Source organism: Roseibium sp. (assembly GCF_965232425.1).
In the GTDB taxonomy this organism is placed as follows: Bacteria; Pseudomonadota; Alphaproteobacteria; order Rhizobiales; family Stappiaceae; genus Roseibium.
Genome location: NZ_OZ246971.1, coordinates 1,444,062 through 1,458,093, shown reverse-complemented (window position 1 = coordinate 1,458,093; position 14,032 = coordinate 1,444,062). Strand labels below are relative to the sequence as shown.

Sequence of the window (14,032 nt, the reverse complement as noted above, 5' to 3'; positions counted from 1 at the left end):
TCAGGAGAACCGGGCCTGGCGCGTTCCCGCGGAAGCCAGCGCTGCTTTCGCCCGCGACACCACTTCCGGAGGCGGCCGGACCCTCTGAATGACAAGTTCATTGTCTGCGGACCGCCACACGAGATCCAAGTCGGCCTGAACAGGATAGCAGCGCAGTTGATCTGGCAATCGATGCCGCGACGCCAGGAGATGTTTGAGCTCGGAAAGGCGGGTGGTGGCGGGAAAACGTTCCTGCCGCGGCTGTCACCTCTCCCGCGGGGAGAGGTCGGCCTGAAAGGCCGGGTGAGGGGACAGGTGTTGACGGATCATTCCGAAACATACCCCCCCGCTCCCATTGGGAGAGGGGAAAACGCCGCAAGGTGTCGCGTCTTGAACACGGTTGCTTCGAGACAGCGCCGATGCGCGTCCTCAGGATGAGGGTATAAGAGCTCTATCCGGGCCGTGGTGGCGGTGTGGCGTTTGATTGGCCATCCAGGGGGTGTTATCCCGGTTTGCCGCGGAAGCGGCAAGACCGGGAACCAGTGTTCCGTGCCGCCAGCAATATAAAGGAGGCACGAGCTTACTGTTTTCAGGCTTTCGGCCTTGCCTTGATCGTCTCCGGCGAGCGCCCGAGCTGCGTCTCAGCTCAGACTGCTACCCGGTCTTCGTCACCGTTCAGACGGGCTTGTGCGCGTCGTATTGCCCGTGTTGCCGGAAGCGTTCCAGGTAGGTCGGCAGGATGCTGGCCAGCGTGGCCGGCTTGATGCCGATCCCTTCCAACGTCCGCCCGTCCTTGATCGCGGCGTCGGAGACCACGTTGTCCGTTTTCAGGAGTTCCACCTGATCGGCCGTGAGCGGCGCGCCGGGAAGGAGCTGCATGACCTTGCCCATTGCGGAGGCGACAGGGAACGGGATCGGCAGCAGGAAACGCGACCGGCGTGTGATCTCCAGCATCTCTTCCAGGCAGTCGCGGAAGCTCTTGTGCTCCGGCCCGCCGAGCTCGTAGGTCGCACCGGGTGTCAGGTCACCATCCACGGACCTTGCGACGGCCTCGGCGACATCGCAGACATAGACCGGCTGGAACTTGGTCTCACCGCCGCCGATCAGCGGCAGGGCCGGCGCAAAGCGTGCCATCTCGGCGAACTGGTTGAAGAAATCGTCTTCGGGCCCGAACACGATCGACGGGCGCAGGATGACGCTGTCCGGCAGGGTCTCCAGGACACCGGCTTCACCGGCGGCCTTTGTGCGCGCGTACTGGGACGTGCTGTCCGCGTCGGCACCGATGGCCGAGATATGCGTGATCGCGGAAAGCCCGGCGCCGCGGGCCGCCTCGGCGATCGCGCGGGGTCCGAAGGCCTGCACGGCATCGAAGGTCTGGTTGCCGGTCGGGGCGAGAATGCCGACCGCGTTGATGACGGCGTCCGAGCCGATCACGGCGCGGTCGATCGACCAGCGGTAGCGCAGGTTCGCCTGCACCGCCATGATCTGTCCGGGAGCGCCGAGCGGCTGCAGGTGCGTCGCCAAGTCCGGCCGCCGGACGGCGGCCCGGATCCGGTAGCCGCGCCGCGCCAGCGACTGCACGATGTGCCGGCCGAGGAAGCCCGACCCGCCGAAGATTGTGACGAGTTTGCCGTTGAGAGGTGTGGACATCTGGAAATGCCTTTTTTCGCGTCCGAACAGAAGGGGCCGAAGCGCCAGCGCCGCGCCCGTCAGCTTGTTTCTTAGACCTTTGTGAGCCGGGTGTGAAGGGCTGCCTGCGTTTGATCAAAAAAAGTCGCACCTTGCGATTGACAAGGGCCAGCCCGCCGCTTACAAGCCCCCCTCACAGCCCAGGTGGCGGAACTGGTAGACGCGCTAGCTTCAGGTGCTAGTGCCCTTACGGGCGTGGAGGTTCGAGTCCTCTCCTGGGCACCAAATTCAGATTTCAGACAGTCCGATACGGTCTGATATCCTCCAAAAAGCTCCGGTTTTCCGGGGCTTTTTTTGTTTTGGGGCGCAATTTGTCGTTGGACGTCAAATTTTCTGTTTCCTTGTGGGAAATGACATTGTAAACCATTGCGTGTGTGGGGGACGTCTCGGTTTGAAAGACGTCCGATATGAAATCCTGGTCTTGTCAGCCTTTGCTGACATTCATTTCCGCCGAACAGCGCATTGTAGCCTTAGCGTCTCTATCGTTTGCCAGTGAGATTGCGGAGGACGCCGCTAAGACCGGTACTCAAATAGTTCGCGGACACTCTGAAATCGCAAAGGTCAGCAGCGGACCCTTACAGTTTCGGTATCACCGCCAGTTACCAAAGCGACACTACTGGACGGTTGAAGAATGATCGGCAAGCTTGAGCAGCTGGTCGACGACAGTGCCAATCGGCACAGCAAGCTGGTCCTTCTAATCGGTCAGCTTCATTCTGGAAGAACGACCCTTCTTACCGAGCTTTCCAAGCGCCGCGCTTCCCTTGTCTTGAATGTAGGAGCCGACCTTGGGCGAAAGCTTCTGGCAGAACCGAGCAAACGTCGTCAGCTTCTAGCCGCAAACTTTCTAAACGACCTCACTGAAGAGAAAGAGAACCCATGTCTGCTGCTTGACAATATCGAGCTTCTGTTCGACCGCACCCTGCAGCTCGATCCGCTTAGCTTGTTGAAGCAGCAAGCCTACGCCCGTCAAGTCGTTGCCGTGTGGCCTGGGGAGCTACGCGGAAACAGGCTTTCATATGCGGTGAAAGGGCATCCAGAACATCAAGAATATGCCGCTGATGGGTTTATCTATTTCGTGGTTCATCGATCCAGAAAGTGCAGTGGCGATGCGCTATAGGGATCTCATTCAATTCGAGAACATTGAGTCTGTTATCCAGCTTCGGGACGCCGACCGCCCGGATGAAGCAAAGAAGCTGGTGTCAACCTATGTCATTTCCGAAGACATGGCCGCGCGTATCGCGCAGAAATTAATCCCTCAGCTATCATTCGACAATGCGGTCGACCACATGGGCGTCCTCGTTGTCGGCAACTACGGGACTGGTAAGTCGCACCTGATGTCGATGCTTTCGCTGGTCGCCGAAGACGTCAGTTACGTTCCGCTAATCCAGAACCCCGAAGTGGCCAAAGCAGCCGCGTCGATTGCCGGAAAATTCAAAGTCCACCGCATCGAGATCTCCAGCCAAATGTCCCTCCGGGATATTATCACGCAGCAGCTCGAACTCTTCCTCGAAAAGCACGGCGTCAGCTACACCTTCCCGCCCGCCGACAAGGTCACCAACAACAAGGCGGCCTTCGAGGAAATGATGGCGGCGTTCGCCGAGGTTCATCCGAACCACGGCGTTCTGCTCGTGGTCGACGAATTCCTCGACTATCTCCGTTCCCGTCGCGATCACGATCTCGTCTTCGACCTGTCCTTCTTGCGCGAACTCGGTGAAGTTACGAAACATCTGCGCTTCCGCTTCGTAGCTGGCGTGCAGGAGGCAATCTTCGACAGCAGCCGTTTCCAGCATGTTGCTGATAGTCTTCGCCGCGTTAAGGACCGCTTCACGCAGGTTTTGCTCGCGCGCCAGGACGTAAGCTTCGTGGTTGCAGAGCGACTGCTGAATAAGTCGTCCGATCAGCAGTACAAGATCCGGGCCCACCTTACGCCTTTCGCCAAATTCTACGGCTCCATGAATGAGCGCATGGACGAGTACGTCCGGCTGTTCCCTGTCCACCCCGACTACATCGGCACGTTCGACCGGCTGGTGTTCACGGAAAAACGCGGTGCCCTTGTCACGCTCCGCGATCAGATCCAGGCGATTCTGAACGATGATGTGCCGGAGGATCGGCCGGGCCTGATCGGCTACGACAAGTTCTGGGACACGGTGAAGTCGAACCAGGTATTGCGCGCCGACCCGAACATCGGCCCGGTGCTCAAGGTTTCGGAAGTGCTGACGGAGCGCGTCACCAAGGCGTTCACGCGCCCGGCTTACAGGCCGATGGCGTTGCGGATCATTGATGGTCTATCGGTGCACCGTCTAACGACTGGCGGCGACATCTATGTGCCAGTCGGCCCGACCGCCGAAGAACTGCGCGATACGCTGTGCCTCTATCAACCGGGTATCGAGGACATGGGCGGCGATCCTGAAGCCGATCTGCTCTCTCAAGTCCAGACCGTCCTGCGCGAGACGCTGAAGACTGTAAACGGCCAATTCATTTCCAAAGCACCGGACACCGAACAGTACTATCTCGATCTCAAGAAGGACGTCGACTACGACACACAGATCGAGAAGCGCGCCGAAACCCTCTCAGACGACGCGCTCGACCGCGCCTACTACAGCGCGATCCGCCAACTCATGGAGCGCACCGACGAGGCGAGCTACGTCACCGGCCACCAGATTTGGCAGTACCAGGTCGAATGGCAGGACCGCCGAGTCGAGCGAGACGGTTATCTCTTCTTCGGCGCCCCGAACGACCGGCCGACCGCCCAGCCCGAACGGGACTTCTACATCTACTTCATCCAGCCGTTCGAGCCGCCGCGCTTCCGTGACGACCACAAGCCGGACGAGGTCTTCTTCCGGCTGAAGGGGCTCGACGACGCGATCCGCCGTCACCTGTCCTTCTATGCCGCCGCGCAGGACTTGTCGTCTACTGCCAGCGGCGGCGCGAAGGCGGTCTACAACGACAAGGCGCGAGACGCCCTACGCGACATGAGCAGGTGGCTGCAGGAAAAGCAGATGAAGGCCTACGAGGTCACCTTCCAGGGTAAAGCGAAGACCCTGCAGGAGTGGACCAAGGGGATCTCGCTTCGTGACAAGGCTCGTCTCGGTCCCGAAGAACGCATCAACTTCCGGGACGCAGTGAACGTAATTTCGGGCCTCGCGCTGAACACCCATTTCGCCGACGCGGCGCCCGAGTATCCCACATTCTCGGCGCTGGTGACGGAATCTAACCGGAAGCAGCTCGTCGGGAACGCGCTTCGTGCGCTAGCCGGCGGAAACCGGACCAAGGATGCTGTGGTCATCCTCGACGGCCTAGAGATGCTTGACGGCGATCGCATCGACCCAACCCGCTCGCGCTATTCGCAGGAGGTGCTGTCGCGGCTGAAGGCCAAGGGGCACGGTCAGGTGTTGAACCGTGGGGAACTGCTCAGCGGAGATACGGACGTCGAGCACTTCGCGCCAGTCAAATTCCGCCTGGAGCCGGATCTGCTCATCACCGTCCTGGGTGGGCTGGTCTATGCGGGTGACATCGTGTTGGCCATTACAGGTGACAAGATTGACTCCAGCAAGCTCATCCTTCTTGCTGATCGGTCGCTGGATGACCTGAAGCACTTCAAGCACGTCGAGGCGCCGAAGGAAATCAACGTCGCGGTCCTTCGATCGCTGTTTGAGATGCTCGATCTGCCACCCGGTCTCGCTCAACAGGCGACCCAAGGCTTCGACGAGCCGGTCAAACGGATCCAGGAGGAAGCGAGCAAGCTCACGCGGCGTGTGTTGAACGCCACGACGGATATGCAAGGTCGCCTAAGCTTCTGGGGCCAGCCGTTTCTGCGCGAGGAGGAAATCGCCGACTGTCGCACCAAGCTTGACGCGCTGAAGGACTTCTCCGAGCGCCTCGCACCCTACAACACCGTCGGCAAGCTGAAGAATCTGCGCATTGGATCCGACGATATCGCGGCGCACAAGAAAAATTTGGAGGTTCTGGGCGTCGTCGAGCGGATGCTGGAGCTGGTCGGCGAACTCGGAAGTACGGCGAGCTACCTGTCCCAGGCCGAAATGGTCCTGTCGTCCGACCACGACTGGGTGAAGAAGGCGCAGGAGACGCGAAAGCAGGTGCTCGACAAGCTGGCAGCCGATCGGATGGCCCAGCACGCCGCCGAGTACCGGCAGACGCTCGGCCAGCTGAAGACGGACTATATCGCCGCCTACGCAGCGCAGCACAGCAAGGCCCGGTTGGGCGTGGCGGAAGACAAAACGAAGTCCAATCTCAAAAAGGACCACCGGCTCGTTTCGATGCGTGCTCTTGCCGGCATTTCTTTGTTGCCGACCAGCCAGCTCACGAATTTCGAAGACAGCCTCGACAGGCTGAGGAGTTGCGCATCGCTTGTCGACTCCGATCTCGCGGCCAGCCCTATCTGCCCGCATTGCAACTACCGGCCGGTGGACGCGCAGGGTGACATGCTCCCCGCCGTCAGCGTTCTGAAGCAGCTCGACGGCGAGCTGGACCAGTTGCTTGAAAATTGGGTCCAGACGCTGGTCGAGAACCTGGGGGACCCGATCATCCAGTCCAATTTCGACCTGTTGAAACGCTCGTCCCGCGCGATCGTGAGCGGCTTCGCCAATACACGGACGCTGCCGGACATGGTCACACCCGAGTTCATCGCCGCGGTTCAGGAAGCGCTCTCGGAGCTCGAGAAGATCACCGTGACCGGCGAAGACATCAAGCAGGCGCTGCTCCAGGGCGGGTCTCCGGCAACGCCGGAGGATTTGCGCAAGCGGTTCGAGGGATTCCTGAACGACCGCTGCAAGGGCAAGGACACCACCAAGCTGCGCTTCGTGGTGGAGTAACTGCCTGAATCCTGTGTTGAAGTGAGACGAACTGATGAACGATCAACTGAACTTCGAGGCCGGCAAGAGCGTCTCTCCAGTGGAATGCTTCGGCATGATGTTCCCCAATGAAAGGGCGAGGCGAGAGCACTTTCTGAAGCTGCTTGCAGAAAAGCTCAAGGATCCTGACTTCCGAAACATTGAGGGCTTTCCAGTTGGTTCTGATGAAGACATCCTGGCGCTATCCGATCCGCCCTACTACACTGCTTGCCCCAATCCTTTCATCGAAGATTTCGTCCAATACTACGGAAAGCCTTACGTACCAGAGGTTCTGTACAGCAAGGAACCCTTCGCTGCGGATGTGAGCGAGGGCAAAAATGATCCCGTCTATAATGCGCATAGCTACCATACCAAAGTGCCGCACAAGGCGATTATGCGTTACATTCTGCATTATACTCAGCCTGGCGATGTTGTATTTGACGGGTTCTGCGGAACCGGAATGACAGGGGTGGCCGCCCAGCTCTGCGGCAACAAGAAAGCAATTGAGTCACTCGGATTTCGCGTTGATAGCGAGGGTAACGTACTCGAACAAATTCAAGAGAACGGGCGAAACGCTTGGAAAGCAGTATCGAAGTGGGGCGAAAGGCGCGCGATACTTAACGACCTCTCTCCATTCGCCTCCTTTATTTCATCACGTTATAACGATTTCAAGACAATCGACTATCAATCGAACCCATTGTTAGATTCACTTCTGGGATCAGATACTACGCACCGAGATTTTTACACCACAAACGGGCCAAAAAACGACACAGAACGACCAATCGATTACATAATTTGGTCGGAGGTGTTTTCTTGCCCCAGCTGTCAGCATGAAGACCCCCTATTTGATTTATCCGTCGATAGAGCGACAGGACAAATGCTTGACGAGTTCTTGTGCCCTTCTTGTGGAAAGGCTCTGAAGAAAGGGGATTTAGAGCGCGTTTGGATATCGACCCTCGATATTGACGGAAGATCTTTCCTTAAGGAGGCTAAAGCAGTACCAGTTGAAATCGTGGCTAAAATCGCTGGTCGAAACACAAGGTTTGAGCCAACAGAATATGACTTAGAGCTTGCATCATCGTTCGATAACAACCCGTTAGATGGCGTGCCGGATGCAACCTTTCCCCACGGCCGCCAAACTAGGAAAGTGAAGACCGGGTCTGGTATCGAAAAAGTCCACCAGATGTTCACTCGCCGAGCTCTGCAGTTTATCTCTGATGCTTGGAGAGTAGCATCTACCAATTCAGCCACACGGGCAGGAAGAACTGCCCTTTTCCTTCTTTCGGGAAAACGCGGCGTCGCGCATCAGGTATCCGAGTGGTGCGATACCGGATTCGTGGACCATTTGATGTCAATGCTCATGCAGCACGGATTTCATGTTTAGAGGTGTTTCCGTTTACGGGCAAGGATCTCGATCCCATCGCACTTCGAGATGGCAATATCTCAGAGCGGGATAGCTTGCTCAATCTTCATGAGCTGAGTGGCTTCAATCAACGGCTGACAAAGCGAGGTGCTCTGCCAGCTTATAAGCTCTCTGGAAATAAATACCTCGTTGTCGATGCCGGTGTGCAACCCATTCTGGAACTGGTAGCAGAGAAACAGCGGGCATCGGCAGACGAGAAGAGAGAATTTCTCAACAACCCGCGTGAAGAAATATCCAGGGTCGTTGCCGAGAACCTGGAAGCGCGCGGCCAGCTTGAAGACATTAGTGATGCCAGTGCGCAGGAAACGATCGACCTTGTCGCTGAGCCTTTGTTCATTGAAACCCGGGAGTTCTCCGAGCGCGTGATCGGTTTGGCGCGCTATGAAAAACCAGACCTGCAACTCGTGGAAGGGTCTGGCACGACATGGCTTCCCGAGATGTACTCCAGCGCTGTCAAAGAAACGATTGAGAAGCTTTCAAAACCAGAACTGGACGAACTTCAGGACCGAACCGCTCAAGCGCTCGAACAAGGCGAGCCGACGATTCAGATCGGGGATGAGACCGTACCGGTAACCCAGACGCTTGTTGACACCCTTGGGGCGATTAAAAAGGGCATTGAAAGCTACGAGGACACCAACAGGGAGGGGCCAACAGAACCAGACGGTGAAGATGCAGACAAATCGCCAGGCGGTCCGATCGTCCTACAGACGGTTGATAATTTCGAAACGCTTGCCTGGCGCCCCAAACGTCCGCCACGAGCACCATCGTGTGCACGACCGGTGTGCGGACGGCTTTGAGCCGGCCCGGTGCGTCATCCGCATTCGGCTGGAGCGGGGAGGATCGTTTGAAAATGGTAAATCCGGGCTTTACCAAAATCGCGTGTGTGCGCAGATCTTAAGCTTTGGTGGCAAGCGGCTGCCGTAAGTGCCTGTCGCGGTTGCAGGACAGGTTGTCCGGGTGTTCGCCGCGCGCAATGGGGAACACGGAAAAAGTGAACAAAAAACGGTGCATCATGCCCGGAAACCCCAAAAACTCGCCGATTGATCCTATGGTTTCTTAACTTTTTGCCGCTGAATTACCGTAACGCAAGCCCCGGGCACCCGGATTCGCCGGCACCGGCGAGGAAACGGTTCCCGCAAGACGTGCTTGGGTGGGCGGTCCGTTTTCGACCGTCCGGGTGAATTGAAAAGTTGGTTGAAGCGGTTTGACATATATCGATCTTAGACACAGCGATTTTGGACTTTGTGGCTGCCCCAACTGCACCGGTGATTTCGTTGCAGAAGCGGTGGAGGCCGACAACGCCGTCCGTCAGCCGCAGCAGGCCCCGACCTACGACAACAACCAGGTCGTCGGTCAGATCGATTCCGGCCGCGAGTGGAATTCGAACACCATTACCTATGGTTTCCTGCAATCCTCCCCGTCCTGGGGTATCGGATACGAGGGCAACGGATTTTCGAAGTTCACCGCCTACCAGCAAGCTTCCACGCGGCTGATCGTCGACCTCTGGGATGACCTGATCGCGCCCTCCTTTGTCGAACAGACGAGCAATCAGCAGAACGCCGCCATCAATTTCGGCAACACCACGACAAACATCGCCTACGCCCACGCCTATTACCCGGGCAACTATCAATGGGCCGGTGAAGTCTGGCTGAATTCGGCGACCTACACGGCGCTCTATTACCCCGACCCGGGGGATTATTACTGGATGACCATCATGCACGAGATCGGCCATGCCGTCGGTCTCAGTCATCCGGGTTCCTATAATGGCGGCTCGCCGACCTACGCCAACAACGCCGAATATGCGCAGGACACCCACCAGTGGTCGGTCATGTCCTATTTCAGTGCCTCGAACACGGGCGCGGACTGGAACGGCGGGTTCGGCTGGCAATACGCGCAAACGCCGATGGTGCACGATGTCCTCACCATTCAGTCAAAATACGGCGCGGATACCACGACCCGGTCCGGGGACACGGTCTACGGCTTCAATTCCAACGCCGGCAATGATCTCTTCGATTTCAGCCAGAACAGCGCGCCCGTCCTGACGATCTACGACGCCGGCGGAACCGACACGCTCGATCTGTCCGGTTTCTCGCTGCGGGCAATCATCGATCTCGAACCGGGGACCTATTCTTCGGCCGGCGGTACGTCCAGCACGATGACCTACAACATCGGCATCGCCAACGGCACCTGGATCGAAAACGCCATTGGCGGGTCCGGCAACGACACCATTTCCGGCAACGTTCTTGCCAACGATCTCCAGGGGCTTGGCGGCAATGACAGCCTTGACGGCAAGGACGGCAACGATGTCCTTCACGGCGGCGCCGGCAGGGACACGCTGACCGGCGGCGCCGGCAGTGACACGTTCGTCTTCGAAGAGGGCGACACGGGCAATTCCTTCAGCACCTGGGACCAGATCACCGACTTTGTCGCCGGGCTCGATCTGCTCGACCTGTCCGCCATCGACGCGGACGGAATTTCAGGATCGGTCGACCAGTTCACCTTCATCGGGCAAAGCGCGTTCTACGGCGTGGGCGCGCTGCGTTACGCCTATGATTCAAGCCACAATCACACGCGGGTCGAAGGCGATACCGACGGCGATGGCATCGCCGACTTCGGCATTGCCCTCTGGGGCAATATTTCCCTGACCATCGACGATTTCACGGCAGGCAGCGCCACGCTCGGCGTTCCGCTCTCGCTTACGGGCGACGGATCCGCCAATACGCTGGAAGGCGGCCTTGTCGGTGACACGCTGTCCGGTCTCGGCGGCAACGACATCCTGCGCGGTTTTGCCGGCGACGATGTCCTGGACGGCGGCACCGGTGCGGACACGATGGAAGGCGGCGAAGGCGACGACACTTATGTGGTCGACAACATCGGCGACGTCGTCACAGAAGAAGGCGCCGTTTCCTTCACGGTTCCCGCCGGCTGGGAACTGAAGGGCGTTCACGACGTCAATGGCGACGGCAACCAGGATGTTCTGATGTCCAGCGGCACGCAGGTGCAGCTCTGGCTTCTGGATGAGACCTGGTCGGTCTCGTCCACGGTCAACCTGCCTTACAATGCCGCCTGGCCGGTTGTCGGACTGGTGGACGCCAATGGCGACGGCCAGATGGACGTCCTCTACAACAAGGCCGGCACGTCCACCTATTACGCGCATTACTTCAACGGCACGACCCGGATCGGCGGCGGCTTCACCAACAACACCTCCGTTGCGTCCTCCGACCTGCCGTCCGGCAATGCCGGCACGGACCTTGTGCAGGCCTCGATCAGCTACACCCTGACCTCGGGCGTTGAAAACCTGACCCTGACCGGGTCCGGCAACATAGACGGCACAGGCAATGACCTCGACAACATCGTCATCGGCAATTCGGGGAGCAACGTGCTTTCCGGCGAGGCAGGTGCCGACACCCTGACCGGCGGCGGTTCAGCCGATACGTTTGCGTTTGCGGCAGGTGACAGCGGCCCTGCGATAGATGACCGGGACCTGATCACGGATTTTGTCTCCGGGACCGACCAACTGGACCTTTCGGCAATCGATGCCGACGAAGGCACGTCCGGCAATCAGGCCTTCCGTTTCCTGGGCACAGCTGCCCTCGACGGGGACGCGGGCGCGCTGCGCTATAGCTATGATGCCGGTCGAGGAGTCACGACGCTGGAAGGCGACACCGACGGGGACGGCAGTGCCGACTTTGCCATCGACCTCAGCGGCAACGTCACCTTGTCCGATGGGGACTTCACGTCGGGTTCGCTGTTGGCGGCCATCACCCTGACGGGCGACGGATCCGCCAATACGCTGGAAGGCGGTCAACTCGGCGACACGCTGTCCGGTCTCGGCGGCAATGACACTCTGCGCGGCTTTGCCGGTAATGATCTGCTTGACGGCGGCACCGGCGCCGACACGATGGAAGGCGGCGAGGGCGACGACACCTATGTGGTCGACAACATTGGCGATGTTGTCACCGAAGAGGGCTCCATTTCCTTTACGGCTCCGTCCGGCTGGACGCAGTTGGGCATTCACGACGTCAATGGCGACGGCAATCTGGATGTCTTGATGTCTAGTGGCACGAAGGTGCAGTTCTGGCTGCTGGATGAGAGCTGGTCGGTCTCCTCGACTGTCGATGCACCTTACGACGCCGCCTGGCCGGTTGTCGGGCTGGTGGACGCGAACGGCGACGGCCAGATGGATGTCCTTTACAACAAGGCGGGCACGTCCACCTATTACGCGCACTATTTCAACGGTACGACCCGGATCGGTGGCGGCTACACCAACGACACCACGGTTCTCTCTTCCGCCCTGCCGTCGGGCAATGCCGGTACGGATCTCGTGCAGTCGTCGATAAGTTACACGCTGACCTCGGGCGTGGAGAACCTGACCCTGACCGGGTCCGGCAATATCGACGGCACAGGCAACGAGCTGGACAATATCCTCATCGGAAATTCCGGTGCCAACGTGCTTTCCGGTGAAGCGGGCGCCGACACAATGACGGGCGGCGGTTCTGCCGATACGTTTGCGTTTGCGGCAGGCGACAGCGGCACGGCCATCGACGACCGCGACCTGGTCACCGATTTCGCGTCCGGGACCGACCAACTGGATCTGTCGGCAATCGATGCCGACGAAGGCACGTCCGGCAGTCAGGCGTTCCGGTTTTTGGGCACGGCTGCTTTGGACGGAGACTCCGGGGCGCTGCGCTACAGCTATGATGCCGGGCGCAATGTCACCACGCTCGAAGGCGACACTGACGGGGATGGCAGTGCCGACTTTGCCATCGACCTCAGCGGCAACGTCACGCTCTCCGATGGGGACTTCACGTCTGGATCGCTGCTGACCCCGCTCACCCTGACAGGTGACGGATCCGCCAACACGCTGGAAGGCGGGCAACTCGGTGACACATTGTCCGGCCTTGGCGGCAACGACATTCTGCGCGGCTTTGCCGGCAACGATGTCCTGGACGGCGGCACCGGCGCCGACACGATGGAAGGCGGCGAAGGCGACGATACCTATGTGGTCGACAACATCGGCGACGTCGTCACAGAAGAAGGCGCCGTTTCCTTCACGGTTCCCGCCGGCTGGGAGCTGAAGGGCGTTCACGACGTCAATGGCGACGGCAACCAGGATGTTCTGATGTCCAGCGGCACGCAGGTGCAGTTCTGGCTTCTGGATGAGAGCTGGTCGGTCTCGTCCACGGTCAACCTGCCTTACAATTCGGCCTGGCCGGTTGTCGGACTGGTGGACGCCAATGGCGACGGCCAGATGGACGTCCTCTACAACAAGGTCGGCACGTCCACCTATTACGCGCATTATTTTAACGGCACGACCCGGATCGGCGGCGGCTTCACCAACAACACCTCCGTTGCGTCCTCCGACCTGCCGTCCGGCAATGCCGGCACGGACCTTGTGCAGTCGTCAATCAGCTACACGCTGACCTCGGGCGTTGAAAACCTGACCCTGACCGGGTCAGGTGCCATCGACGGTACCGGCAACGAGCTGGACAATATCCTCGTCGGTAATTCCGGCGCCAATGTCCTCGCCGGTGGCACGGGCGACGATACGCTGACGGGCGGCGGGGCCAGCGACACGTTTGCGTTCGCGAATGGCGACAGGGGGCATGACACGATCACGGACTTTGCCGCCGGGGCGCTCACTGACGACATCATCGAGTTCGAAACGTCCGTGTTTTCGGATTTTGCAGCCGTGCTCGCCGCGGCAGCCGACGAGGGTGCAGACGCCCGGATCACGATCGATGCAAACACCTCGGTGCTGCTGCAGGGCGTTGGTGTCGCCGACCTCCACCAGGATGATTTCGCGTTCGTGTGAGAACGCGTTTCACCAAAGCACGATTGCTGTTGTGTGTCGCACGTGACCGGAAACGCGGTTGCCGCCGATTTCCGGTCACATGCGCGGGTCCCGGGCGCGGCTAAGCGGCCTGTGGGCAGCAATCCGGTTCAGGCCTCGCGGCTGCCCCGAAATGCCGCCGATTTCCGCCAATTTGCCTCTGCGCACCTAGGGTACGGACCCATAAATGAAGTCAATTTGGTTTGGATCGTTTTGACCAGCTGCGAGGAGCGAAAGCGCAGGAAATGTGTTTCATTT

General features: G+C 59.3%; 6 protein-coding genes and 1 tRNA gene. 6 read left to right on the top strand and 1 reads right to left on the bottom strand.

The features are described 5' to 3' along the window. Window positions 1-654 precede the first annotated feature (654 nt). Entirely contained in the window at window positions 655-1,629 is a 975-nt protein-coding gene (locus ACO08A_RS06590; protein WP_422040374.1) for a complex I NDUFA9 subunit family protein, read from the bottom strand. Between the two features lie 177 nt (window positions 1,630-1,806). Between ACO08A_RS06590 and ACO08A_RS06585 the strand changes: the two genes are divergently transcribed. The 6 genes from ACO08A_RS06585 (at window position 1,807) to ACO08A_RS06560 (ending at window position 13,756) form a co-directional block, all read left to right on the top strand. After that, window positions 1,807-1,893: transfer RNA gene (locus tag ACO08A_RS06585), tRNA-Leu, on the top strand. 406 nt (window positions 1,894-2,299) lie between these two features. After that, on the top strand, window positions 2,300-2,785 hold the full coding sequence (gene brxF / locus ACO08A_RS06580) for a BREX-3 system P-loop-containing protein BrxF (protein WP_422040373.1): 486 nt from the start codon (window positions 2,300-2,302) through the stop codon (window positions 2,783-2,785). Further along, entirely contained in the window at window positions 2,718-6,500 is a 3,783-nt protein-coding gene (locus ACO08A_RS06575) for a DUF6079 family protein (RefSeq protein WP_422040372.1), read from the top strand. Before brxF ends, ACO08A_RS06575 begins: the two co-directional genes overlap by 68 nt. 34 nt (window positions 6,501-6,534) lie before the next feature. Next, on the top strand, window positions 6,535-7,902 hold the full coding sequence (locus ACO08A_RS06570) for a DNA methyltransferase (RefSeq protein ID WP_422040371.1): 1,368 nt from the start codon (window positions 6,535-6,537) through the stop codon (window positions 7,900-7,902). Between the two features lie 2 nt (window positions 7,903-7,904). Beyond that, window positions 7,905-8,738, top strand: coding sequence for a hypothetical protein (locus ACO08A_RS06565; protein ID WP_422040370.1), 834 nt, complete (start codon window positions 7,905-7,907; stop codon window positions 8,736-8,738). 488 nt (window positions 8,739-9,226) lie between these two features. Further along, on the top strand, window positions 9,227-13,756 hold the full coding sequence (locus ACO08A_RS06560; RefSeq protein WP_422040369.1) for a M10 family metallopeptidase C-terminal domain-containing protein: 4,530 nt from the start codon (window positions 9,227-9,229) through the stop codon (window positions 13,754-13,756). The last annotated feature ends 276 nt before the right edge of the window (window positions 13,757-14,032 follow it).